This window comes from Vibrio sp. TMPB1044, from assembly GCF_030442075.1.
GTDB classification, from domain to species: Bacteria; Pseudomonadota; Gammaproteobacteria; order Enterobacterales; family Vibrionaceae; genus Vibrio; species Vibrio satsumensis.
Genome location: NZ_JAUJED010000019.1, coordinates 23,886 through 50,118, shown reverse-complemented (window position 1 = coordinate 50,118; position 26,233 = coordinate 23,886). Strand labels below are relative to the sequence as shown.

General features: G+C 43.8%; 20 protein-coding genes. 11 read left to right on the top strand and 9 right to left on the bottom strand.

Annotated elements, in window-relative coordinates:
* Window positions 1-172 precede the first annotated feature (172 nt).
* Together QQ041_RS12190 and QQ041_RS12185 are read right to left on the bottom strand one after the other, a co-directional pair.
* Window positions 173-358 carry a hypothetical protein gene (locus QQ041_RS12190; protein WP_004734731.1) on the bottom strand — a complete coding sequence of 62 codons (186 nt, stop codon included), beginning with the start codon at window positions 356-358 and terminating at the stop codon, window positions 173-175.
* A gap of 164 nt (window positions 359-522) precedes the next feature.
* Window positions 523-2,040 carry a fumarate hydratase gene (locus QQ041_RS12185; RefSeq protein ID WP_017068776.1) on the bottom strand — a complete coding sequence of 506 codons (1,518 nt, stop codon included), beginning with the start codon at window positions 2,038-2,040 and terminating at the stop codon, window positions 523-525.
* 254 nt (window positions 2,041-2,294) lie between these two features.
* On the opposite strand from QQ041_RS12185, the gene pabB reads away from it, so the two are divergent.
* The gene (gene pabB, locus QQ041_RS12180; RefSeq protein WP_285954027.1) at window positions 2,295-3,674 is read left to right on the top strand and encodes an aminodeoxychorismate synthase component I; all 1,380 of its coding nucleotides are present in this window, start codon (window positions 2,295-2,297) and stop codon (window positions 3,672-3,674) included.
* Between the two features lie 145 nt (window positions 3,675-3,819).
* On the opposite strand, the gene QQ041_RS12175 is transcribed toward pabB, so the two are convergent.
* Window positions 3,820-5,538: an ATP-binding protein gene (locus QQ041_RS12175; protein WP_285954026.1), complete on the bottom strand. Its 1,719-nt coding sequence runs from the start codon at window positions 5,536-5,538 to the stop codon at window positions 3,820-3,822.
* Between the two features lies 1 nt (window position 5,539).
* Window positions 5,540-6,082 carry a heme NO-binding domain-containing protein gene (locus tag QQ041_RS12170; protein ID WP_285954025.1) on the bottom strand — a complete coding sequence of 181 codons (543 nt, stop codon included), beginning with the start codon at window positions 6,080-6,082 and terminating at the stop codon, window positions 5,540-5,542.
* Between the two features lie 302 nt (window positions 6,083-6,384).
* Here QQ041_RS12170 and QQ041_RS12165 point away from each other — a divergent pair, with 302 nt between their 5' ends.
* The 3 genes from QQ041_RS12165 (at window position 6,385) to QQ041_RS12155 (ending at window position 10,029) form a co-directional block, all read left to right on the top strand.
* A complete protein-coding gene (locus tag QQ041_RS12165; protein ID WP_146491314.1) occupies window positions 6,385-6,984 on the top strand; it encodes a CoA pyrophosphatase in 600 nt (199 codons plus the stop codon).
* A 309-nt stretch (window positions 6,985-7,293) separates the two neighbouring features.
* Window positions 7,294-8,547, top strand: coding sequence for an aromatic amino acid transport family protein (locus QQ041_RS12160; RefSeq protein ID WP_076652937.1), 1,254 nt, complete (start codon window positions 7,294-7,296; stop codon window positions 8,545-8,547).
* A gap of 120 nt (window positions 8,548-8,667) precedes the next feature.
* Window positions 8,668-10,029, top strand: coding sequence for an L-serine ammonia-lyase (locus tag QQ041_RS12155; protein WP_285954024.1), 1,362 nt, complete (start codon window positions 8,668-8,670; stop codon window positions 10,027-10,029).
* Between the two features lie 208 nt (window positions 10,030-10,237).
* On the opposite strand, the gene QQ041_RS12150 is transcribed toward QQ041_RS12155, so the two are convergent.
* Entirely contained in the window at window positions 10,238-11,380 is a 1,143-nt protein-coding gene (locus QQ041_RS12150) for an amino acid permease (protein ID WP_146491325.1), read from the bottom strand.
* A 716-nt stretch (window positions 11,381-12,096) separates the two neighbouring features.
* Between QQ041_RS12150 and QQ041_RS12145 the strand changes: the two genes are divergently transcribed.
* A complete protein-coding gene (locus QQ041_RS12145) occupies window positions 12,097-13,719 on the top strand; it encodes a methyl-accepting chemotaxis protein (RefSeq protein ID WP_285954023.1) in 1,623 nt (540 codons plus the stop codon).
* Between the two features lie 130 nt (window positions 13,720-13,849).
* Here QQ041_RS12145 and QQ041_RS12140 read toward each other — a convergent pair whose 3' ends face one another.
* A complete protein-coding gene (locus tag QQ041_RS12140) occupies window positions 13,850-15,340 on the bottom strand; it encodes a SulP family inorganic anion transporter (protein WP_285954022.1) in 1,491 nt (496 codons plus the stop codon).
* A 559-nt stretch (window positions 15,341-15,899) separates the two neighbouring features.
* Between QQ041_RS12140 and asnS the strand changes: the two genes are divergently transcribed.
* A complete protein-coding gene (gene asnS, locus QQ041_RS12135) occupies window positions 15,900-17,300 on the top strand; it encodes an asparagine--tRNA ligase (protein ID WP_017060416.1) in 1,401 nt (466 codons plus the stop codon).
* Between the two features lie 172 nt (window positions 17,301-17,472).
* Here asnS and QQ041_RS12130 read toward each other — a convergent pair whose 3' ends face one another.
* Together QQ041_RS12130 and QQ041_RS12125 are read right to left on the bottom strand one after the other, a co-directional pair.
* On the bottom strand, window positions 17,473-17,679 hold the full coding sequence (locus tag QQ041_RS12130; protein ID WP_176681510.1) for a hypothetical protein: 207 nt from the start codon (window positions 17,677-17,679) through the stop codon (window positions 17,473-17,475).
* A gap of 127 nt (window positions 17,680-17,806) precedes the next feature.
* Window positions 17,807-19,210, bottom strand: a complete 1,404-nt coding sequence (locus QQ041_RS12125; RefSeq protein WP_285954021.1) for a PLP-dependent aminotransferase family protein — start codon at window positions 19,208-19,210, stop codon at window positions 17,807-17,809.
* Window positions 19,211-19,428: 218 nt separating this feature from the next.
* On the opposite strand from QQ041_RS12125, the gene QQ041_RS12120 reads away from it, so the two are divergent.
* From QQ041_RS12120 to QQ041_RS12110, 3 genes are all read left to right on the top strand, one after another.
* The gene (locus QQ041_RS12120) at window positions 19,429-19,728 is read left to right on the top strand and encodes a hypothetical protein (protein ID WP_017060414.1); all 300 of its coding nucleotides are present in this window, start codon (window positions 19,429-19,431) and stop codon (window positions 19,726-19,728) included.
* Window positions 19,729-20,019: 291 nt separating this feature from the next.
* The gene (locus QQ041_RS12115; RefSeq protein ID WP_285954020.1) at window positions 20,020-21,522 is read left to right on the top strand and encodes an HD-GYP domain-containing protein; all 1,503 of its coding nucleotides are present in this window, start codon (window positions 20,020-20,022) and stop codon (window positions 21,520-21,522) included.
* Between the two features lie 202 nt (window positions 21,523-21,724).
* Window positions 21,725-22,915, top strand: a complete 1,191-nt coding sequence (locus QQ041_RS12110) for an amino acid aminotransferase (RefSeq protein WP_146491319.1) — start codon at window positions 21,725-21,727, stop codon at window positions 22,913-22,915.
* Between the two features lie 122 nt (window positions 22,916-23,037).
* Here the strand turns inward: QQ041_RS12110 and QQ041_RS12105 are convergent, their stop codons facing one another.
* On the bottom strand, window positions 23,038-23,679 hold the full coding sequence (locus tag QQ041_RS12105) for an outer membrane beta-barrel protein (RefSeq protein WP_146492354.1): 642 nt from the start codon (window positions 23,677-23,679) through the stop codon (window positions 23,038-23,040).
* A 150-nt stretch (window positions 23,680-23,829) separates the two neighbouring features.
* On the opposite strand from QQ041_RS12105, the gene QQ041_RS12100 reads away from it, so the two are divergent.
* Window positions 23,830-25,719, top strand: coding sequence for a DUF294 nucleotidyltransferase-like domain-containing protein (locus tag QQ041_RS12100; RefSeq protein ID WP_086713110.1), 1,890 nt, complete (start codon window positions 23,830-23,832; stop codon window positions 25,717-25,719).
* Between the two features lie 5 nt (window positions 25,720-25,724).
* A partial coding sequence (locus tag QQ041_RS12095) for an exonuclease domain-containing protein (RefSeq protein WP_285954019.1) occupies window positions 25,725-26,233 on the top strand: 509 nt, incomplete at its 3' end.

Genomic DNA, 26,233 nt, shown 5'->3' with positions numbered 1-26,233 from the left:
AATAGCGAGGCAAGCCTATGTTCTTTCCCAGATGGGATAGATTGTATGCTTATGCTTATGCTTATGCTTATGGTGATTAGTATGCAATACACATTCTTAATGCTAGATGAATAAAAGCCCCTGACTACATTCATAATCAGGGGCTTTAAAATTTTTGCACGATATCCGACGTTTAATCGTCTTCAATCAACTTGTAGATAACAAACAGTGCAATCTCTGCAATTAGCCAAAGCGCACAAGTAATCGTCACGTATTTATTATCAAAGATACTAATCCCTTTCAAGATCAGGTCGTAGCCAACAAAAGCACCAATCACCACTGCCAAGATAATCTGTAGGATCTGAATAAAACGAGGCATTCCTCTCTCCTATGTTCTTATATCAAACTATGTGTTTATCACTATATCATTGATAATATGACAAAAGTGCAGATAATGCTGCACTTTTGTCTTCAACTTTCTGTCAAAAATTGCAATTCAAACGCTGAAGTTAGCGACAATTACGATTTTTTGGCTTCGGTTAATTACGCTTTCTCAGCTTCAGCAATCTTCACTTTCCACGTGTCAGGGCCGATCTGGTGTGCGTTCACGCCGTTAGAATCAACTGCTACCGTTACTGGCATATCTTCAACTTCAAACTCGTAAATCGCTTCCATACCGAGATCTTCAAACGCAACTACGCGTGCTTTTTTAATTGCTTTCGCGACTAAATAAGCTGCACCACCAACCGCCATTAGGTACACCGCTTTGTGTTCTTTGATTGATTCAACCGTTGCAGGACCACGTTCCGCTTTACCGATCATACCCATAATGCCAGTTTCGTTCAGCATCATGTCGGTAAACTTATCCATACGAGTAGACGTTGTTGGGCCAGCAGGACCTACCGCTTCATCACCTACAGCATCAACAGGACCCACGTAGTAAATGAACTTGCCTTTGAAATCAACGCCAGCAGGTAAGCCTTCGCCGCTTTCTAGCATGCCTTGAATACGTTTATGAGCAGCATCACGACCTGTTAAGATCTTGCCAGATAGAAGAACCGTTTCGCCGGTCTTCCACTCTTGTACGTCTTCTTTAGTCACTTCATCAAGGTTAACACGGCGTGTATTTGCGCCCGCTTCCCAAGTGATGTCTGGCCACTCTTCTAGCTTAGGTGGTGTTAGCTCTGCAGGGCCGCTACCGTCTAGTGTGAAGTGAACGTGACGCGTTGCTGCACAGTTCGGGATCAAACATACTGGTTTAGAGGCTGCATGCGTTGGCGCTGTTTTGATTTTGACGTCAACCACAGTCGTTAGACCGCCAAGACCTTGTGCACCAATACCCAGTTTGTTTACACGGTTGAAGATGTCTAAACGAAGCTCTTCTTCTGCGTTCTCTGGACCTTTCTCGATAAGCTCTTGGATATCGATGTGTTCCATCAAAGATTCTTTCGCTAGCACTGCTGCTTTCTCAGCTGTACCTCCGATGCCTATACCAAGCATACCCGGTGGACACCAGCCAGCGCCCATTGTTGGTAGCGTCTTCTCTACCCACTCTGCAATATCATCAGAAGGGTTCAGCATAACCATCTTGGTTTTGTTCTCAGAACCGCCGCCCTTTGCCGCGATTTGAATTTCAACTTTGTTGCCTGGAACCATATTAATGTGGACAACCGCTGGTGTGTTATCTTTTGTATTAATACGCTTACCTGCAGGGTCCATTAGGACAGATGCACGCAATGGGTTGTCTGGGTTGTTGTAAGCTTGACGAACGCCTTCATCAACCATCTGTTGTACTGTTTGATCCGTTTCCCACCTAACATCCATACCGATGTTCACGAAACAAGTAACAATACCCGTATCCTGACAAATTGGACGATGGCCTTCCGCAGACATGCGCGAGTTAATAAGAATCTGAGCGATAGCATCTTTTGCTGCTTGGCTCTCTTCTTTCTCGTACGCTTTTTCTAGGGCTTGGACAAAGTCTAAAGGGTGATAATAAGAAATGTACTGAAGTGCGTCAGCGACACTGCTGATCACATCTTGCTTACGAATAACCGTCATTGCATGCCTCTTTATTGTTCTGGTTCCATGTGGGTTCACAGCTTGGCTATATATGCCAAATCGAATTAGGTGGTTTAGCTTTTTATTGTGTTGAGCTGTATTTAGTTGCTTTAGCAATCGCTTGCATAGCTTTAAACTAAACCACTTGGATTACTCCGTTCTAATCAAGAACCCATTTTATTTTCAATTTATGATACTCTTGCTTCCTCTCACACGCCATGCAGTGATCGAACTCTTTGTCACAAATTAAACAAATGAATAACAACGAATTTCGCTCTACCCAAATCAAGCCGCTTGAATATCAATCAACTTTAGCTAAACAGCTGTTTTCCCATATTGAAAACCTGCCGTGGGCTATGCTATTACGCTCCGCTTCAGAAAGCCACGTTGATAGTCGATACGATATTTTAGTTGCTCAACCCATCGCCACCTTCGAGACAATCGGTGCAGAAACAACCGTTAATGTTAATGAAACGTGCGAGGTTTCAGACTCTGATCCTTTCGAACTACTCGACCAATATCAGCAACAGTTATTACCTGCGACTAAAGAGCACGCTGAGTTGCCATTTGTTGGCGGCGCTTTAGGCTACTTTAGTTATGATTTAGGGCGCAGAGTAGAGACACTTCCTTCACTCGCAAAGCGTGATATTGAAGCACCTGACATGGCGGTTGGCTTGTATGAATGGGCAGTGATCGTTGACCACAAATTGAAAACGGCGTGTATTGTCGGCAGCAATATCGATGAACATCATGATTGGCTGATACAGAAAATGGCTCAATCAAACGTAACACATGCGCCCTTTGGATTAACCGCGCCGTGGCAATCCAATATGAGTGAAGAGCGCTACGCGACCAAGTTCGATAGTGTTCAAGAGTACCTGTTATCCGGTGACTGCTATCAGATTAATTTGGCTCAGCGCTTCAATGCCCAATACCAAGGCAGTGAATGGCTGGCTTACGAAAAGCTTGAGCAGTACAACTCAGCGCCCTTTTCTGGCTTTATCCGTTTGGCCGACTGCGCAATCATCAGCGTTTCGCCAGAGCGTTTCTTAGAACTCAAAGACAATGTGATTGAAACCAAGCCAATCAAAGGCACACGACCTCGTTCTGACGACCACGTGATTGATGACGCTAACGCGCAGGACCTAGCAAGCGCCGATAAAGATCAGGCAGAGAACTTGATGATCGTCGATCTTCTTCGCAACGATATTGGCCGAGTGGCAAAACCGGGCACGGTTCATGTGCCAAAGCTGTTCGATATTGAGAGCTTCCCTGCTGTGCATCACTTGGTTAGCACGATACGAGCTGACCTTGATGACCAATATTCAGCGACTGACCTTCTGAGAGCTTGTTTTCCTGGCGGGTCAATTACCGGCGCACCAAAGGTTCGCGCTATGCAGATCATTGAGGAATTAGAGCCGCATCGACGTTCAGCGTATTGCGGCAGTATTGGTTACATCAGCCGAAATGGCAGAATGGACACAAGCATTACTATTCGTACTTTGGTGGCAGAGAACAATACGCTTTATGCTTGGGCTGGCGGTGGTGTGGTATTTGATAGTGATTGTGCTTCTGAATACCAAGAAACACTGGATAAGCTGAGTCGAATTCTACCGATACTTGAAGATTGCTAAGCATAGCGTCATTAATCGCCATTCCGCAGCTTTGCAACTAGCAAAAACTCGATATAACAAGAAACCGAAGGATCGCAAAATCACTTCGGTTTTTTTAGTTTCTAAATCAGGGGGTTCACAATTAATCACTCGTTATTAGCGTGGCTTAAACGACCTTCACAGCAGAAGCACCCCACTTCTTGAGCATTTCTTTAAGGTCGATAGCTGTATAAGGCTTACTAAGAATGTCGTCCATCCCACACTGAATACAACGTTCGCGCTCTTCTAGCGTCGTTCCGGCGGTGAGTGCCACAATAGATTTAACGTAACCCTTCTCTCTAAGCTTCTCTGTCGCTTCAAAACCGTCCATGACTGGCATTCTGCAATCCATAAACACTATGTCATATTCATTACCTGAAGCAAGCTCTAGCCCTTCGACTCCATTGCTGGCAATAGCAGGCTCTATCTTGTGCTTACGCAACATCTGTTGGATGATGATCTGGTTCATCTTAATATCATCAACCACCAGCACTTTTAATAAAGACAAGCCGACATCTGATTCAGTATTTTGCGACACTCGACTGTTTTCATCAGAAACATCGATTACCTGCAAAGGCAGCGCAATAGTAAAAGTCGTCCCACTTCCCACGATGCTGGTCACGCTAATATCACCATGCATCAATCCAACTAGCTTACGACAAATAGCCAGACCTAGCCCTGTGCCTTCATAATTTCGGCTACTTGAATTATCGGCCTGAGTAAAAGGTTCAAACAGTGTCTTATAAGCGGATTGAGCGATCCCGACTCCAGTGTCCTCAACGGAAAAGATAAATTGGTCTTTCAGCCATTTGATCTCAACATTCACATGACCTTGAGCCGTGAACTTGATTGCGTTTCCAATCAGGTTTACGAACAGTTGAGTAATACGCTCTAAGTCACCATAGAAGTGGCTCGGTACACCTTTGTATACGTTGACTTCAAACTGAAGCTGCTTTTCAAGCGCTCGATTGGTAAAAATACTATCAATAGTATTTCTCAGATCATGGAGCGCGAACTTCTTCGGTATTAACTCCAACATTCCCGCATTGATTTTACTGTAATCCAGTAGGTCATTAATGATGGTTCTGAGAAACTCTCCAGATTGGCTCAGGTTATTCACTATCTCACGCTGAGATCCACTTAATTCTGTATCACTGATCAGTTCAGCACTACCGAGTAAGCCATTAAGAGGGGTTCTTAATTCGTGATTAATCATCGCGACAAAATCACGGGTTGCCCTTTCGGACTCCTCTGCTCGTTTACGCGATTCAACATTTCGATTAATAGCAAGCTGATGAGTTAGTGCACTACAGATAAGATCAGTCACCAACACCAGTTGACTCTGTATAAATTCATAGTCTTGATCTAACAACCTGACCTTCACTATTAACGCACCGACTATCACCTTTTCTACCTCTAACGGCACGGTAAGTAGGCAGCCTTGCCAATGAGGCTCTTGAATATCTTGATCTAGTACCTCGACAGCTTCATCGCCATAGTCGTAGGTTTTTAGCTGAGGAAGTAATTTTGGAGGCAATATCAAGCGACTGCCTTCAATCAAATAACTGTTGGTCACATTCGTCGTCAACTGTGACAACATGACATCGTCTAGATCATTCATAAGAAATGTACGACCGAAATCAATCAACAGGTTATCAATCTGTTCTTGGAATTCAATCCGACGTAAATTTGCGTTGGAGCGCTTTTCTAACTGACGCAGCGCAAGCTCAAGTTGTTGGTTTGCCTCAAACAGTTCGAGACTTTTTTGTTCCAACAATGCTTCGGCCACTTTCCGTGAAGCAATTTGACGTTTAAGCTTTTTCTCTAGGGCTGATACCAGATCCATATCACTTTTCTACTTTGAGATTAAACCTAACCACGCTTTGGTCATCATTTTGTGGCGTCATTTCTACCACAATAGATTCACCATGGTATTCAGAACACCCTTCGATAAGCCCTAAACAAACGTGAGACATACACCTTGCGCTTTTGTAGTCAAAAACAAGTTGTGCTTCGGTCGTAGTAATAAAACTGAATTCAGGTGGCTCAGCATCCGGATAGAGCTTCTTCACTTCAACGTGAATGTAGCGCTCTACGTGCTGAATAAATTGAAAGGTGGTATTGCTATGAGCAAGGCTCGCTTTATTAGGTAAAGAGGCGAGTAAGTTCTTAAATACAGACTGCCCGAAAACGCGTTGCAAGCTTGCAGCATCGATATCCGTTTTTTTGCTCAAGTTAATGATGAGCTTAACCAGATCTCTGTGATCATAACTACCAACGGACGTGTAGATCCCTTCATCTTCTGACATTTCTAGAACTTCTTCCAAAAGCTCTAAACCAAACTTGTCTTCAACAAGCTCTAAAAATTCGGTGAATATGATTCCTTTCATCTCATACCTTTTCTTCTATTTCTTTTTAGAATGGGCCACTAAGTTATTGTTATCAAATTCTTAAACGAAAAATCTACGTTTCGTCCCCCAATTTTATGACATGGATAACGCTTGCTCGCCTGTATACACATATTGAATATAGCAAAAATCGTCATTTCGAGGAGATTCATCGGTAAACAACCCCTCATGACGCCCAATTCATAATTAAAGAGGGAAAGTAAATGAAGAAAAACTCAGTATTGGTAATCAACCCACTGTTATGTCTATACTTAAAATCATAACAATCAATATATTGGCTTGATATGAATAAAGAAAACTTCCTTCAACAATTCCAACTTAACCCTACCGTTGGCTATCACCCAGAGTCAGTAGAGCGTGTTTCGCATATCAATGGCGATCAATTACGTAAAGCGGCGGTGGTGGTAGGTTTAGTTGAAAGAGAAGATGGTTTACATGTCATTTTTACTAAAAGAGCCGCTCATTTAAAGCATCACCCCGGCCAGGTCAGCTTTCCTGGAGGTAAACACGAACTTTCTGACCCTTCTATGCAATTTACTGCACTAAGAGAGCTCCATGAAGAGGTGGGAATTCGATCGGATCAAGTTAAAATTGTTGGGCAATTACCTGCATTGAGTACTATTAGTAAATTTTCTGTGACGCCGATTGTTGCCATGGTCGATCCTGACTATAAAGCCATCATTGATGAAAACGAAGTTGCCTCAATTTTTGAGGTACCCGCTACCTATGTTTTAGACCAAGCCAAGTTACACAGCCACACTGTTAACTTCAAACAAATCAAGCATCGTGTTTTTGCGATGCCCTTCCAAGAGCACCTAATTTGGGGCGTTACGGCGCAAATCATTCAATCACTGCAGCAACATGTAGTGCAACAAATTACATAGCAACTACGTTTTGTTTAATCTCTGTTAACAAAAAGCAGTCTTTCCATGGAACAGATTTATTAATGCAATTTTACGCAAACGTTTCCCTGGTATAAATCTATACAACACCTCCTTTCGCATTAATAAAACTAATACCAAGCATAAGCATAAATCACCTGTGGCACGCTATTTTCGTGATCAAAAATCCGTTTTTCGCATATCATGTGACACGCCGTTTCATTACATGATTTAGATCTATTTTTTGTAGAAGAAAATTCTGCAGAATTAGCCCCGACTTATTTCCTGTTCCCAAAAAATGAGTAATTTAACATGAACACAACAACTTCTTCGGCAAATGCCGTTAAAGATTCAAGCAAGTTTAACTACAAAGATTTTACCTGGTGTTTATCACTATTCGGTACAGCAGTTGGTGCTGGCGTACTATTCCTTCCAATCAAAGCTGGTGCGGGTGGTTTTTGGCCATTAGTTATCCTAGCTTTAATCGCGGCACCAATGACTTGGTTCGCACACAAATCTCTAGCTCGTTTCGTACTGTCTGCTAAAAACCCTGAAGCTGATATTACAGACACAGTTGAAGAGCACTTCGGTAAGACTGGCGCAAACATTATTACTTTTGCTTACTTCTTCGCTATCTACCCGATCGTTCTTATCTACGGTGTTGGTATCACAAACACAGTTGACTCTTTCCTAGTAAACCAAATGGGTATGGAATCAATTCCACGTCCTCTTCTTTCTGGTGCACTTATCCTTGCTATGACAGCAGGTGTTGTATTCGGTAAAGAGCTGATGCTTAAAGCAACTTCAGCGATGGTTTACCCACTAGTATTCATCCTACTAGCACTATCTTTCTACCTAGTTCCTGACTGGAACACTTCAATGATGGATGTAAGCCCAGAATGGTCAACAATGCCTTCTATTATCTGGCTTGCTATTCCAATCATCGTGTTCTCTTTCAACCACAGCCCAATCATTTCACAGTTCTCTAAAGAGCAACGTCGTGTATACGGTGAAGACGCAGTTAAGAAAACTGACCAAATTACTGGCGGCGCAGCAATGATGCTGATGGGCTTTGTAATGTTCTTCGTATTCTCTGTAGTACTTTCTCTATCTCCAGAGCAACTAGCAACAGCACAAGCACAGAACATCTCTGTTCTTTCTTACCTAGCTAACGTTCACGAGTCTCCACTTATCTCTTACATGGGTCCTCTAGTAGCGTTCGCGGCAATTACTTCAAGCTACTTTGGTCACTTCCTTGGTGCTCACGAAGGTCTTGTTGGTCTAATCAAATCTCGCTCTGGTTCTTCAGTAAGCAAGATTGAAAAAGCATCTCTAGCGTTCATCGTTATTACAACTTGGATTGTTGCGGTAGTTAACCCAAGCATCCTAGGTATGATTGAAACAATGGGTGCTCCAATGATTGCAGCTATCCTGTTCCTAATGCCTGTATTCGCAATGAACAAAGTACCAGCAATGGCTAAGTACAAAACTTCAGCGCCTGTACAAATCTTTACAGCTTTATGTGGTCTAGCGGCTATTAGTTCTGTAATCTACGGCGCTCTTTAATCTCAAGCCCTTTTTATAAGATGTGCTTCATCTTATATCGCGAGATTAGACACAAAATATAATGATAATAAATGAGCCTCCCTACTCCCCTTGGGAGGCTCTCTTTTTGAGGTAATCGCTATGATTAGTGTATTTGATATCTATAAAATCGGTGTTGGTCCATCGAGCTCACACACAGTTGGACCAATGAAAGCGGGTAAAGAATTTATTGATGACCTACGTTCAATGGGAAAATTGCGCGACATCACTAAAATCACCGTGGACGTATATGGATCACTATCACTGACAGGGAAAGGTCACCACACAGATATCGCAATCATCATGGGTCTTGCTGGCAATACTCCTGAGCGTGTTGATATCGATTCTATTGCTGGCTTCATTGCTCGCGTAGAAGAAACTGAGCGCCTTCCTGTTGGCATGCACTGTCATACAGTATCGTTCCCACGCGATGGCGGTATGAACTTCCACACTAGCAACCTTTCTCTACACGAGAACGGCATGAGCATTCACGCTTGGATTGGTGACGAAGTTGCATACTCAAAAACGTACTACTCAATTGGTGGCGGTTTCATCGTTGACGAAGAGAACTTCGGCAAAGAAGAAGAAAACCCAATTAAAGCACCTTACGAATTCACAACAGCTGAAGAGCTGGTTAATCAGTGTAAAGAAAGCGGCCTTTCTATCAGTACACTGGTTATGAAAAACCAAGCGGCTTTCCACTCAGACGAAGAGTCTCGTACTTACTTCGCGAACATCTGGAAAACGATGCGTGAATGTATGGAGCGCGGTATGAATACTGAAGGTATCCTGCCTGGTCCACTACGTGTTCCTCGCCGTGCAGCAGCACTTCGCCAACAGCTAATGACTTCAGAAAAAACAACCAATGATCCAATGTCGGTTGTTGACTGGGTAAACATGTTTGCTTTCGCAGTAAACGAAGAAAATGCAGCTGGCGGTCGTGTAGTAACGGCACCAACAAACGGCGCATGTGGCATTATCCCTGCTGTATTGGCTTACTACGATAAGTTCATCCAAACAGTGACAGAGAAAGATTACATCCGTTACTTCGCAGCTTCTGGCGCGATCGGTGGTCTTTACAAGCGTAACGCTTCTATCTCTGGTGCTGAAGTCGGCTGCCAGGGTGAAGTTGGTGTGGCATGTTCTATGGCTGCTGCTGGTCTTGCTGAACTTATGGGTGGTAGCCCTGAGCAAGTATGTATGGCTGCAGAAATCGGTATGGAGCACAACCTAGGTCTAACGTGTGACCCAGTTGCTGGCCAAGTACAAGTACCATGTATCGAGCGTAACGGCATTGCTGCAGTTAAAGCAATCAACTCGACTCGTATGGCACTTCGTCGTTCTTCTGCTCCTACTGTTTCTCTAGATAAAGTTATCGAAACGATGCTAGAAACAGGTAAAGACATGAACGCTAAATACCGTGAGACTTCTCAAGGTGGTTTGGCTGTTAAGGTTGTTTGTTAATTAGCATTCGTTTGTTAGTTAACGTTGGTTTGCTAGTCCGTATTCGTTTATTGGCCAGCATAAGTTAACAAGCCAACACTTAACAGAGCTTGCTTGGTAACGAGCAGATAATAAAAAGGAACGCCGATGCGTTCCTTTTTTTGTATCTGAATTCTGGTCACTTATATCTAAGATGCTCGATTCGCATCTTAGATAATGGACCAAAGAACTAGATCACTTGCGAGATAAGCAAGAAGCAACCAAACAGCAATGAGAACAACATCATTGCGCTGCCACCTTCTGCTCGGTATCGGTCATCAGCTACTTTCATAAAACGCTGCTTGTGAACCATAACCAAAGGAACAAACACGGCTAAGAATACTAAGATGATGCCAGCATAGTTCAGCACTTGTAGGAACTTGTCTGCTGCAAGCAGTGAACCCGCCAACGGTAAGATGAAGCTAATGCAGTACGTTACCGCTGTGTTTTGGTTGAACATGTCTTTGTTCTGGTTGAACAGCGCCATTGCCACACCAAAGAAAGAAGTCAGCAAGGCTAAACCTGTGAAGGTAGAAAGCACGTTACCTACCCAAGGAGATTGAGCCTCAAACGCCGCCATCAAATCTGATACGTTCTTGAAGCTTCTGAATTGCTCTTCACTCAAGTTACCTACCACAGCAAATAACCAACACAAGTAACACACTAATGGGATCAGAGAACCGACGATCACCATGTTACGCAGCTGTTTGTCTGTCGCTTCGTGGTTGTAAGAAACCAAGGTTGGAATCACAACCATAAAGCCAAAGCTTGTAAACAGGATGGCACTGGTTTTGATTAGATCAACGTGGTCATGACTGGTTACCTGCATCAAGTTTTCTTGAGTCATGCTCGGCGCTAAGAACGCCATGGTTGCAAACAAGCTAGCAAGCATCACGAAGAACAATGCGCGGTTAAGTTTATCAATAACACCAGTGCCACTTGCAACTATAGCGCCAGCAACCAAGGTGAATCCGATTTGGCTTGCCGTAGCGGTGACTTCAATACCAAAGTTAGACAGTAGCTTACTCAGTAAATCACCTGCGCCTAGAATGTAAGCCATTAGCAGGCAAATCAATAACGCGTATAGCAAGCCGTTAGTAAGCAACTGACCTTGTTTACCCAAGGTTTTTCGGGCAATTGAGTTTAGTCCTAAACCGCCACCCGCTTTGATGGTCGCTTCTAGAAGTAGTAATGCTGCGTAAGTCGTACCGAAGCAGATCAGTACCATCAGCAGTGTGCCGTAAAGCAATCCGAATTGAGCTAATACCATTGGGATTGCAAGCATACCAGCACCGAGAGCGGTACCAGCGATAATTAGGGAGCTACCCATCATTTTAATATTCATTGTCTTTAACTTATTTATTTTGTTTTTAATAAGTGTAGTTCTCTGTCATCAACCAAGATGCAAAGAAAAATCGAAAGAAGTTAAGCTTTAAAACGAATATCGATAGGAGCGATAAGCGGAGTTAAATCGCGAAAAGGCAGTAGAAAACGAGTAGTACAAGCGAGAGTATAGAGAGGTGTGATCAGACAAAGAAGCCGTCTTCTGATGTGGTGACCCTTCTGTGGGTTCGATGATCGGTGATGTAATCTTGAATTTCATGTATGTGTCCAATATCAATAAGTCACATTCCATAGTATTTGAAGCAGCGTATCCGTTGCTGCCCTACCTCTATCATTAGAGGTCTTTTAATCTTATCGAATGAGCCTCGAAACACAACGCTATAACCACATTTTTTGCTATTAAATTGAACAAAATAGCCATTTGGGCACAAATTGACCACTAAACCTTCTAATACAATAATCTTCATTGATAAAAGACAAGCTGATAAATACATCTAGCTCATAGCATCCGAGACTCTCTTCTCTAATTAGAATCAAATTCACAACTCAACGTTATATTTTGGCATAACACATAATACAAACTTGCTACATCACAGAAACATAACCACAACCGGAGTGTGGTCACACAATTCACTATACCCCATAGGTAGTAGGGGCTCTTACACGTACAGTATGCGCGTCATTATAAATAATAAAAACGACCTTATGCGCTCAACAATTACTTTTAAAATCCTAGTGGCCCTCGCCATCGTGTTCACTTTTTTGCTAGCAATATCGACTTATTTCCAATATTCGCAGCAAAAACAACTTGTTAACTCTGTATTGAGTGAACAGCTTCACGATAAGGCAAGTAACTATTTCGATAGCCTCAATATGATGATGCTGACTGGCACAATGGCGCAAAAAGAGACCTTGCGTCAAAAAGCGTTAGCACAAGAAGGCATTGAAGACGTTCGTGTTTTGCGCGCTGACGCTGTAAGCAAGTTATACGGTCCCGGTAATGACAATCAAAGACCTGTTGATGATATCGACAAGCGAGCACTAGCAGGTGAAACGGTTATCGAACCCTTTTCTGCCGATTGGGGTAAAGGCTTAGTCATTGCCCTACCAATGAAATCCAGTGAAAACTACCGTGGCACCAATTGCGTGGCATGCCATATGGCGCCTGAAGGCGAAATATTAGGTGCGATTCGCCTCGAATATAACCTTAGTCATGTCAATTCGTTAATCAACACTCAAACCATAACTGCTATTGGCATTATGGCGGTGATCTCGTTTGCAGGATTCGTTCTTACAATGGGGCTCATTCGTAAGATTATCGTTCGTCCGCTGCAACAAACTTCTCGCTTTATGACCCAAGTCAGCAACGATAAAAACCTATCCACTCGGCTGCCTGAGCAAAGTAAAGATGAGATCGGTACGCTCGCGAACTCCATCAACTCATTCATGGGTACCGTTTCTCACAGCTTAGAGAAGGTACAAGACACCTCTCACAAATTGAATGCGTCTGCCAACCAGCTGACCAGCGTTGCACAAATTACCGAGCAAGCCGCCAGCGATCAGCAAAATGAAACCGCTGAAGTACAACACAATGTTGAAGGTATCCAAGCGCAACAAGTCAATGTAGAGCAAGCCACTTTAACCGCGTCGGAGCTCATTAATCACACCGCCGATGTGGCGTGCAAGAGTGCTAACCAAGCACATGAGGCAAGCGGTGAGATAAAAAACCTCGTCACCAGCATAGAAGAGGTGAAATACAAAATACTGACACTCAACGAGCAGACTGGAGAAGTCTCTTCTATATTGAGCGTGATTCGTGGTATTGCCGACCAAACCAACCTTCTGGCCTTGAATGCAGCAATTGAAGCGGCACGTGCGGGAGAACAAGGGCGTGGGTTTGCGGTAGTGGCTGATGAAGTTCGTCATCTTGCATCACGAACCGCAGAAGCAACAGGCAGCATTGAGTCAATCATTCATCAATTCCAGCAAGGCAGTGAAGAATCGCTAGCTTCTGCTGATCGCGTTTGCGAACAAGCGCATCAAAGCTCAACAGATATCGATGCACTTTCAATTGAAATGAATGGTGTTGTAAAAGAGATGAAACAAGTGCTAGCTCATGCACAAAATATTCAACAACAGACACAATCCACCACACACGCTACCCAAGATGTGCAGCAAAAAGTTGAGACCATTACCTCTCATGCCGATAATACGTCGCGCTCTGCTGGTGAAACTCGTGGGATCAGTAATGACTTGGAAGAACTGTCCGATCACCTTGAGTCACTGATTAATCAATTTACTTTGTCGAGTACCAAGAAGAAGTCATAGATCGTCTATTCTCTGTTAATAGAACAGCATATAAATAGACTTTCAATCGCCAACAAAAAGCGCTCAACAATGAGCGCTTTATCTTCCTAGCAATGTCTAGTTCAGGCTTTCAAAGAACCTTAGACAATGATTAGTGCGTAATAGAAACCGCGGTTAAGTCTTTATGCTTGTGATACATCGCGTGTTTGAATATGAGATTCGCACTCACAGTATCCATTCCGGAAACCTCCACATAAGCTCCCTTTTTACGGAACTTAAACACGACCTTATCAAGCGCCTCTACCGATGTATTATCGAGAAACGATGCATCCGATATATCGATCGTCACTAAAGACGTGGCCTTGTCATAGTCAAATAGATCGACAAACGCATCTGAAGACGCAAAAAAGACATGGCCTTTTACTCTGTGAATAGTGTGCATTTCGTTGGTCACGACTTCATCAGATATAAACACCATGGATTTGCTGGCATGTGCGTAAAACAGAGCCGATAAAACCACGCCAACCGCAACCCCAATCGCTAAGTTATGAGTAAACACCACAACCGCCACGGTCGCTAACATGGTTACGTTAGTTGGAAGTGTATGGTCTTTAAGTTCAACAATAGAGCGCCACGAGAACGTACCGATTGAAACCATAATCATCACAGACACTAAAGCCGCCATCGGTATCAACTTCAACCAATCCGAAACAAACACTACCATTAATAGCAAAACAACCCCGGCGATCATGCTAGATAATCGGGTTAAGCCGCCTGATTTGATGTTTATGATCGACTGACCGATCATCGCACACCCCGCCATTCCCCCAAATAGTGAGGCCACGATGTTCGCTACGCCCTGCCCTTTGCACTCATTATTTTTATTACTTTCAGTATCGGTCAGGTCATCGACTATGGTCGCCGTCATCAATGATTCCAATAAGCCAACCAGAGACAGAGCGATAGAATATGGAAGGATGGTCGCAAGCGTATCAAACGTGAATGGAATATTAGGGATCAAAAACACAGGCAGTGAATCAGGAAGCTTACCCATATCGCCAATCGTTCTGACATCTAACCCAAACAACAAACTAATGATTGTCAGGACAACAATAGCGACCAATGGAGACGGTATCGCACTGCCTAATTTAGGGAAATAAGGAAGCAGATAAATAATGGCTAAACCAAGAGCGACTAACAGATAAACACTCGAAGGGACGTTTATCAATTCGGGGAGTTGCGCCATAAATATAAGAATCGCCAGTGCATTAACAAAACCTGTTATGACCGATTTTGAAACGAAATTCATCAGGTTACCCAGCTTGAGATAACCCGCGGCAATTTGAATCACGCCAGCAAGGAATGAAGCAGCGAGTAGGTACTCTAGTCCGTGCTCTCTCACTAATGTGACCATTAAGAGCGCCATAGCGCCTGTTGCACCGGAAATCATCCCCGGACGACTGCCAACCAAAGCGGTGACAACACAGATACAAAAAGATGCATAGAGCCCTACCTTAGGGTCGACGCCTGCGATAATTGAAAATGCGATGGCTTCAGGGATCAATGCGAGTGCAACCACAATCCCAGATAATGAATCTCCTTTGACGTTTGATAACCAGTGTTTTTTTAAATAATTAAGCATGTAATTCTCTTTTACTTGTACAGCCAGTCCTGCCTTATTCAGACATAATTTGATCGACTGTTTTTCTTGAATGAGCGAGCGCTCGAAAAGTGCGGGTGTAGAGAGAATGCAGGGGCTAAGGCGGCGTAATTAACACGTAAATATTAAACTCCTCTTGTTGCTTTAGTGGGAAATTAAGGAAGTGATCAAGTCCAATATGACTGAATCCGCGCCAATATAGAGCGAGTCTCAACACAATCACACTCCCATTATTGAAAACAAAGGTTTCGATTACGCCTTGCTCGTTCAACGACTGACATTGGGCTGAAAGGTAAGGTGCAGGCTAAGATCGAACAAAAAACACACCCTCAAACGTATTTATGGTCAGTAGACACAATATTTCTTTCACCAAGCAAGAATAAAGGTTGAAGCTGTCGGTATGACAGGTAATATGTTCAATCGATTTAAAAAGTTTATACAACTTAATGTTTCGGCTAATTATTGTGCAAATGTATGTTTATATGCAGCAATGCCAGAGACTTTGAGTTGAATTTGTCCCTCAATGGAGAATGAAATCAACATGACTTACGCGCCTGTAACAGACGTACTTGGCGGCAAGCTAGCGGTAGACAGTGAAGTAACTGTTCGCGGCTGGATCCGTTCACGTCGTGATTCCAAAGCTGGAATCTCTTTCCTTGCCATTTATGACGGCTCTTGTTTCGACCCGATTCAGGCCGTGGTTCCTAATAATCTTAATAATTACGAAAACGAAGTATTAAAGCTAACGACTGGCTGCTCTGTTGAAGTAACAGGTAAGATTGTTGAGTCTCCTGCGAAAGGTCAAGACTTCGAACTAGCAGCAACTGACGTTAAAGTTGTAGGCTGGGTTGAAGACGCTGACACTTACCCAATGGCTAAGACACGTCACTCTATCGAATACCTTCGTGAAGTTGCTCACCTACGTCCACGTACAAACGTGATTGGCGCAGTAGCACGTGTACGTAACTGTCTATCTCAAGCGATTCACCGTTTCTACCACGAGCAAGGCTTCTTCTGGACTTCTGCTCCGCTTATTACTGCATCTGATGCAGAAGGCGCAGGTGAAATGTTCCGCGTTTCTACGCTAGACATGGAAAACCTACCACGCACTGAAAAAGGCGACGTAGACTTCAACGAAGATTTCTTCGGTAAAGAGACGTTCCTAACAGTATCTGGCCAACTTAATGCTGAAGCTTACGCTTGTGCACTAAGCAAGGTTTACACGTTCGGTCCGACGTTCCGTGCTGAAAACTCAAACACAAGCCGCCACCTAGCTGAGTTCTGGATGGTTGAGCCTGAAGTTGCGTTTGCAGACCTTAACGATGTAGCGAAACTTGCTGAAGACATGCTTAAGTACGTTTTCGCTGCTGTTCTTGAAGAGCGCCGCGACGACCTAGAGTTCTTCGCTTCTCGCATCGACAAGCAAGCAATTACTCGTCTAGAGCAATTCGTTGACGCTGACTTCGCACAAGTTGACTACACTGACGCAATCCAAATCCTACTAGACTCTGGTAAGAAGTTTGAGTTTGACGTTGAGTGGGGCATCGACATGTCTTCTGAGCATGAACGTTACCTAGCTGAAGAGCACTTCAAAGCACCTGTTATCGTTAAGAACTACCCGAAAGACATCAAAGCTTTCTACATGCGCTTAAACGACGACGGCAAAACAGTTGCGGCAATGGACGTACTTGCACCAGGCATCGGTGAAATCATCGGTGGTGCACAACGTGAAGAGCGTCTAGACATTCTAGACGAGCGTATGATTGCTATGGGTATCGACCCTGAGCACATGAGCTGGTACCGCGACCTACGTAAATACGGCACAGTGCCACACGCTGGTTTCGGTCTTGGTTTCGAGCGTCTAGTATCTTACGTAACTGGTATGGGCAACGTTCGTGACGTTATCCCGTTCCCACGTACACCACGCTCTGCAAACTTCTAATTCGATACTTAGTCGAAATTAAAAGTTAAGAACAAATAAAAACCTCCGCAATTGCGGAGGTTTTTTTATATTCGGGATAAATTAAACGATTAAGGCTAACGGTATAACGCTGACAAAAACTAGCTGTTCAGAGCTTAATTGGCATTTCAGTACTTAGTCGATATAGCGAAGATTAATCAACATCTTGAGCGCTAGCGTACTTTATCGCGAGACCGCAAATTGCCATCATAACGAATGGGATTGCTGCGGTTGTGTATTCTGCCCAAGCCATATCAGCGAAAGCTTTTGCGAGTAGTACGTGGCCGAGGATAAGCAGAAGAGCACACACAATAGCAACGATGATTAGCTTAACTTCGTTTCCCATGGTCATTTTCAACATAACGGTATCTCCAATATTTAGTCTACCGTCATTGAATCACAACTCTCTGCTCTATAAGGCGTACAGTTACGCCACAAACAACCCGTACAGTTGCAATCATTTTCTGTTTTATGAGCGACTTAAGGTTTTACGAGTGCGTAAGTTGATGTGCAAGCTTGCCTAGTAAGATCAGGGCTTGCTCTTTCTCTTCGGTAAGCTCGTAAGAGAAGTTCAACCGAATCGCGTTGTCTACCCTGCCCTGCTCACTAAACAAATCTCCTGACGCGACACTGATGCCTTGGGTAATAGCTAATTGATGGAATTGATGACTGTCGAATTTTTCAGAGAAACGAACCCAAACGAAGTATCCACCAGCAGGCTCTTCAATCTCGATGGAATGCGGGAAGTACTGTTTGAGTACGCCAATAAAGCGCTCTTTTCTGAGCAACAGGTTTTTACGCAGTTTACGAAGGTGATTATCGTAGCTTTCATGAGTGAGAAAGTGGGCAACCCCGAGCTGGACAGGCGCACTGCTTGATAGCGTAGAAAGAAGTTGAAGCTTTTGAATGGCATCGTTGAAGCGTGTGTTAACCACCCAACCGACACGATAACCGGGGCAAAGGCTTTTTGAATAAGATCCACAAAGTAAAACAGAATCAGTTTTATCAAAGGCCTTTAATGGCTTAGGTTTATGTCCTTCGTAATAAAGATCGCCATACACGTCATCTTCAATAATGCAGGTATTGTATTGCTCACCAATCTCCACGATGCGGCGCTTTGCTTCTTCAGTAAGGCTGGTTCCAGTCGGGTTTTGAAAGGTCGTCATTAGCCAACACGCTTTCACGTCTTGTGTTTTTAAGACATTTTCAAACTGTTCGATGTTCAGTCCGTTAATAGGACAAACATCCACTTCAATAGGGTTTAGTCCTAACCTCTCAACAGCCTGCAAAGCTCCGTAGAACGCAGGTGACTCAATCACCACATTGTCACCAGATTTAGTGACAGTTTGTAGACTCAAGTTGAGCGCTTCCATCGCACCTGACGTAATCACGATGTCTTGATGATTAACCGTAATGCCTTGCTGTAGATAACGCTGTGCTATCTGCCTTCTTAAAGATTCACTTCCCGGTGGCAGATTATTAATCACACTAGCACCAGTCATCTTCCTACCAGCACTGGCTAGGTTACGAGTCAAAGTCGGTAAAGGGAACAAATCTGGGTCAGGGAATGCCGAGCCAAAAGGAATCACACCCTCAGCAGAGCTGGATTTCAAGAAATCGAATAAGCGATCGTTGATGGCTTTCTTTTCAGGAGATGATGGCAGGTCGTAATCAACACCATCCACTCTTGGCGCCACGAAATAACCCGACTGAGGTTTAGCGATGATCCAACCTTCGCTTTCAAGCAGTTGGTAGGCTTGTAAGACAGTACTATTGCTGACGTTATAATTGCGACAACTCATGCGTACCGAAGGGATCTTCTCTCCTGAACGCCATGTGTTATTAGCGATCTGAGTTCGAATATCCTTTGCAAGCTCTTCATAACGCGCCATCTAATTGTACTACCTAGAGAAATTCTGTAAGCCGGTGATTTTATCACTTACGCCAACAACTATTGCTGCTATCCATATGATCGCACCTAATTTCCACAATAGTGTGAATTACTTCACAGATAACTTTGTAAGCTTTGCTAAGTTTGTACCCAAGGTAGGAGCTAAGTTGGCTTTCTACCTCAATAATTTGATGTAACCCAAAAACATGCGAGATAACAATGAAAAAAATAGAAGCAGACCAATTAAGTTATAAAGGAGAGTCAAACGGTGTTCACAGTTGGACAACACCGAGCGGCCAGCCATATTACTGGCACCCAGATTGGCTCCATATTGCTGAAGATGCGACAGGCTCACATCCAAAGCAAAAGATCGATGTTGAACAAGACCAAGCACCAACGGAAAAACACGCAGTGTCTGCTATTCTGAAACACATCAACCAATGGGCTGCAGACAAACTAGCGTCTCACCCTGAGATTGAAACCGGCTCTATTGAAGCTGAAATCAATCTGAAAAAGTAATTTGATTTAGAGTCGGTCGCGAACTCAATCACTCGCGACTTAAGTCAAATATACCAACTGGATAGCCTCGAACCTCGACCGAGGCTATTCAAGTCTCTTCATAAAAATGCTGCAATAACCCTCACCTAGCTAACAAATATCTAACACAAACCAGTTTCTTGTATCAATCCACGAAAGCTATCGATAGAATTTTCGGTCTTATTCACGTCAGTTATGCTAATCATTCGTAACTCTAAAGTCGTGAATCAATGAATACGTAAATCTAATAAGAATGAGAACAAAGGCTTATCGATGGATACTTCAAATTACAATCAATCGCTAACGACTAAGTTATACGTCATTGCTGGCGTGCTGTTTGGCACCTACGGCAGTAGGGTGTGCCCTATGCTCGAGAGCTTAACGACGTTAGAGATTTTCACACAAGTCAGTATTGTGTTTGTCTTATTATGGCTCGTGCGTTATTACTTATTGGCGCAACATTCCTTAGTCAAACAAGGCCGATTCGCCCAGCTAGATACCCTGCTATTTTTTGCTGCAAGTATCCCTTTCGCGCTCTATTACAACTTAAGCTATGAATTCACGATAGATAGCAATTTGAAAGTGCTGTTTGGCATGAGCCTATTCGGTTTCTTTACCGGAACCATTCTTCAATTGAACGCCAAGCTCAGCCAAATAGATAAAATGGAGACGACTGGGCAATTTGACTTCCAACTAGTTGGTGAAAGGAGTTCGCTGGTTAAGCAAATGATTGGTTTAGTCATCGTACTTCTGGTAACACTGACGACTATGTTGACGATGATTGCCGTCAAGGACATCTTTTGGCTAGAACATAACCCTGACCGCTTATTGGATGGCACCGGCAAGATCAGCGTGATCAAAGAGTTTACTTATTTGGCTGTGGTACTGGGTGGATACGCAATCACCATCATGACACTGTGGAGCAAACTGATTAAACGTATTCTCCTTAGCCAAGAGTGCGCATTGAACAAGGTAACCAATGGCGAGCAAGGCGTTCGCTTACCGATATTCGGCTACAACGAGCTTGGTTCAATGGCATCAATGACCAATACCATGCTTGATAGCCTCGAAAACGCGCAAAACGAAGTCAAAACAACACGTGACGTTGCTATTGTGAGCCTATCTGCGCTGGCAGAATCTCGAGACAATGAAACGGGTGCCCATATCCTAAGAACTCAAGAGTACGTAAAGGTACTCGCGCAAGAGCTCAGCAAGTCAGAAACTCACTCAAGCTTGTTAACACCCAACTACATCGAGCTGCTCTACAAATCTGCTCCGCTACACGATGTAGGCAAAGTAGGCGTTCCTGATAGCGTGTTATTGAAACCGGGCAAATTGACGGACGAAGAGTTTGAGATAATGAAAGGTCACCCTGCTATTGGCGCCGAAGCGTTATCTATTGCAGAAAGACAATTAGGAAGCAGCTCTTTCTTAAGAGTCGCGAAAGAGATTTCTCTCACTCACCACGAGAAATGGAACGGCAGCGGTTATCCAAAGCAACTGTCTGGTGAAGAGATTCCACTGTCGGGTCGTTTAATGGCATTAGCTGATGTTTATGATGCGCTAATATCAAAACGCGTTTACAAGCCAGCCTTTACTCACGAACAAGCTAAACAGATCATCTTAGAGGGCAATGGGACGCACTTTGATCCGCAAGTTGTCCAAGCTTTTCTGGCCGTCGAACAGGAGTTCGTTTCAATTGCCGCGCTCTACAAAGATGGCAAAAATGTACCCAGTGAACTTGAGCGTGAAAGCTTTATTGCTCAACCTGCTTAATCTATTCAAAAACCACTAACTTCTTGCACCCTATAGGTTAATCCGTAGGGTGTTTTGTTATCAAATACCCTCTTTAATCAATAAATCTGATTGAAATGGATTTTTTTTGTCCTTTCTGTTCACTTCGTATTGTCTTAAAAATTCCATACAGGTATAACTACCCATAGATACTATCCCCTCTCAATTGACATGGATGAAGATTATGTTTGAAAAAGTGTTAGCTGCTCCCGCCGATCCTATCCTCGGCCTTACTGAAGAGTTTAAAAAAGACTCTCGTGCAGAGAAAATCAACCTTGGTGTTGGCATCTACAAAAATGAAGATGGTCAAACGCCTGTACTTAAAACAGTAAAGAAAGCAGAAGCTGCACTTCTTGAAAACGAAAAAACCAAATCTTACCTAACGATTGAAGGCACAGCTGAATACGGTCTAGCGGTTCAAAAACTTCTTTTCGGTTCAGACGCAGAGATCGTAACGTCTCAACGCGCTAAAACAGCACAAGCTCCAGGTGGTACAGGTGCACTTCGCGTAGCGGGTGAATTCATCAAGCGCCAACTGGGCGACGTAAAAATCTGGATCAGTAACCCAACTTGGGCTAACCACAACGGCGTTTTCGCTGCTGCGGGTATCGAAACGGCTCAATACAGCTACTACAACGCTGAAACTAAAGACAAAGACTTCGCTGGCATGGTAGCTGACCTAGAAAAAGCTTCTGAAGGCGACATCGTTCTTCTTCACGGCTGCTGTCACAACCCAACAGGTATCGACCCAACTGCTGATGAATGGGAAGTACTGGCTAAGTTGGTTGCCGAGAAGAAACTACTGCCTCTATTCGATTTTGCTTACCAAGGTTTTGCAAAAGGCGTTGAAGAAGATGCGGCTGGCCTACGTGTTTTTGCTAAGTACAACAAAGAGATCCTTGTTGCTAGCTCGTTCTCTAAGAACTTCGGTTTGTACAACGAGCGTGTAGGTGCATTCACTCTGGTTGCAGAATCTGCAGACGTAGCAACGACAGCGTTCTCTCAAGTTAAGAGCATTATCCGCTCTATCTATTCTAACCCACCAGCGCACGGCAGTGCTGTAGTCACTCACATCCTTGGTGATGCTGAACTACGTGCAGAATGGGAAGCAGAAGTAGCAGAAATGCGCGACCGTATCCAAGAGATGCGTGAGCTATTCGTAACAACACTGAAATCTGAAGGTGTTGATGCAGACTTCACATTCATCGAACGTCAAAATGGTATGTTCTCTTTCTCTGGCCTAAGCAAAGAGCAAGTAACTCGCCTGAAAGATGAATTCGCAATCTACATTGTTGGTTCTGGCCGTATCAGTGTAGCTGGTATGACTAAATCAAACATGGGCCCTCTATGTAAAGGCATCGCTGCGGTTCTTTAATTGTAAAGTTAAAACTGTATTTGCAGACCGATAGATATACAAAAGCCAGCAATTAAGCTGGCTTTTTTGTGTCTGAACATTGATGTATCAACTGTTGACGTACTTAGTCTCAATATCACTAACTAATATTCTAAGAAAAACTCCACTCCCAGCTCATTGGTTCGTTCGCTACGAATCTTGCCTTCTCCATCTCGATGTTGGTATGAGCCACCAATCGCAAACTTATTGGTCACCAGATAGCGTAAACCTAAGTGATAAATCTCTTCATCAAACAGATCACTTCGATTCAATTGCACACTCCCGTTAGCTACCCAACGTTTTGCAAAACCATAGTTAAGTTCGGCTTTTACCCCTTGGATGAACTCAGTGTCTGAAGATTCAGTTCGGTTAGTGTCATTATCTTCAACCTTACCTTTCGTGATACCAAGCAGGTAGTAAGCCACTATATCTAAATCTTTCTTAATGCTGTAACGGTAACCAACACCTGGCATCAGCGTATCAATTCGAGTTGTGGTGTCATCAGGGTGAATAAAGCGTGCGCTGTAGTCTCCCAGCAACAACCAATCATCCGTCATCGCGTAACTGACGCCTAATCCATACGACGAGGCATTGTTATTACTGCCTGCATCTTCATTTAAACTGCCCGAATGCGCCGTGGCATAAATATGGTCGTAATCCAAAATATCCACTGCGTTAGTGTCCGCCCACAAACTTGGAGAAAACATAAAAACCGCAGATACAAAACTAAGCTTCCACTTCGACATTCCTATCATCCTTAAACTGTCACTCCATTAATTGAAAGGTTAGTCTATCCATAAGACTTTAAAAAGGTTTTGGCTCACAGATTGATTTGTGACGGCAAAATATTATCAAATGTTGTACCATGAAATCATACAAACCAATGGATGATCATTATGGATGCTGAGTTATTAGAGATTCAAAACTTTCTGGCACAATACCCCCCTTTCACAGAACTCCCTGAGGAGATGTTGGCGAAAGTGACCAGTAGCGTGGAAATTTCTTATTACCGCCAAGATACCCCGATCATTCACTTTGGTGATCAAATTCATGACTTATACATCGTTCGAAGTGGCGAAGTCGAAGTCTACCGTCGTAAAGGCGAACTCTATAACCGCCTTGATGAAGGCCACTTATTCGGTCAAATGGGCCTACTGACCAACAACAAGGTGCGTTTCCCAGTTAAAGCGACCGAAGACACCCTGCTCTACTGCATTCCTGAGCCTATCTTCCAAGAGCTCTACGACAACTACGACTCCTTTGCCGATTTCGTAGAAGTAGAAGATAACGCGCGACTACGCCAAGCCAACTCAGACAGTAACGACGCGAACGACCTAACGACATCCAAAGTAAAAACGCTGCTGACCAGCGAAGCGCCAATGATCGAAAAAACGCGCACTATTCAGCAAGCTGCAACCATGATGGCACAAGATAATGTGTCCTCTTTGCTTATCATCGACCCAGATATCGTTGAAGATGATGAAGATGACTCAACACCAGTGATCGGCATCATCACTGACCGAGATTTATGTACGCGTGTACTCGCCGAAGGTCTAGACCCATCGGACGAGGTATCCAGTGTGATGACGCCAGAGGTTATCTCACTCGACCACAATGCCTACGTATACGAAGCCATGATGACCATGCTTCGCTACAACGTGCATCACTTGCCGGTGCTTAAAGATAAGAAGCCTATCGGTATTATCGAAGCGACTGATATTGTCCGTTACGAGTCTCAAAACTCACTATTGCTTGTGAGCAGTATCTTCCAGCAACAGAGTATTGAAGATCTGAAGGTGCTTTCTGAGCAAGTAAAAGACAGCTTTGTGCGCTTGGTTAACGAAGATGCCAACGCCCACATGGTGGGTACTGCAATGTCGGTAATTGGTCGTAGCTTTAAGCAACGTATTATCGAACTGGGTGAAGAGAAGTTGGGCAAGGCTCCTATTCCTTATTGTTTCCTCGCACTCGGCTCTATGGGCCGTGATGAGCAGCTGCTCGTTACTGACCAAGATAACGCAATTATTCTTGATGATACCTACGATGAGAAAAAGCACGGCAAGTACTTTGAAGAGCTCTCAAAATTCATTTGTGACGGCTTAGACCAATGTGGCTATGTGTACTGTACAGGTGACATCATGGCGACTAACCCAACATGGCGTATGACTCGTAGAGAATGGGAAGAGTGCTTTGCCGATTGGATTGATGACCCGAACCCGAAAGCACTGTTGAATGCTTCAATCTTCTTCGACCTGGATGGCGTTTATGGCCGCCTGAAGTGGGCTGAGCAATTAAACAGCTTTATCGTTCGACGCGCACGTAAAAACAACCGCTTCTTAGCCTGTCTTGCACGTAACGCACTCAACCGTACGCCGCCACTTGGTTTCTTTAAAGACTTCGTGATGGAGAAAGATGGCCGTCATAACAACTCCATCAACCTTAAGCGCCGTGGTACTGCGCCATTAGCAGATTTGATTCGTGTTCATTCATTGGCAGTGGGCTCTCGTTCTAAGAACTCATTCGAACGTTTAGATGACATTATCGACGCAGGTATTCTGCCAAAAGGTCGAGCTCAAGATTTGAAAGATGCGATGGAGTTTATCTCTCTGGTTCGTATTCGCCACCAAGCACACGATGTTGATAATAATGTCGAGCCTGATAACAACATCGAACCAGAGAACCTGTCTGACTTCGAGCGACGTAACCTTAAGGATGCATTCCAAATATTAAGTAATGCGCAAAACTTCCTTAAGTTCCGTTATCAAGCCAGCAATAAGTTTAAGTAGGGCCTATGAACAAACTATTCAGATCACCTGCGGTCGATTGGCCATTTAAGTTTGCTCAGAAGCTAGAAAGAGCGAGAGATGAGCGCTTAAAGCACTTTTATAGCCAGCCTCTTCCCGCGCCTGATACGCCAATTTCAGAAGTGATGTTCTTAGCGGTCGACTTTGAGACAACAGGCTTAAATCCAAACAAAGATGGCATCATCACCATTGGCCTTGTCCCGTTTACGCTCAATCGTATTTACTTGCGACAAGCCAGGCACTGGACACTGCGGCCAAAGCAGAAGTTGGAAGAAGATTCTGTGGTAATTCATGGCATCACTCACAACGACATCATTGATGCGCCAGATCTTAGCGAAGTGTTGGATGAGATATTAGAAGCGATGGGGGGACATATCCCAGTGGTTCATTATCGCCGTATCGAACGGGACTTCTTGGATAATGCATTGAAAGTGAGATTAGGTGAAGGGATCGAATTTCCAGTCCTCGACACGCTCGAGATTGAATCTCAAATCCA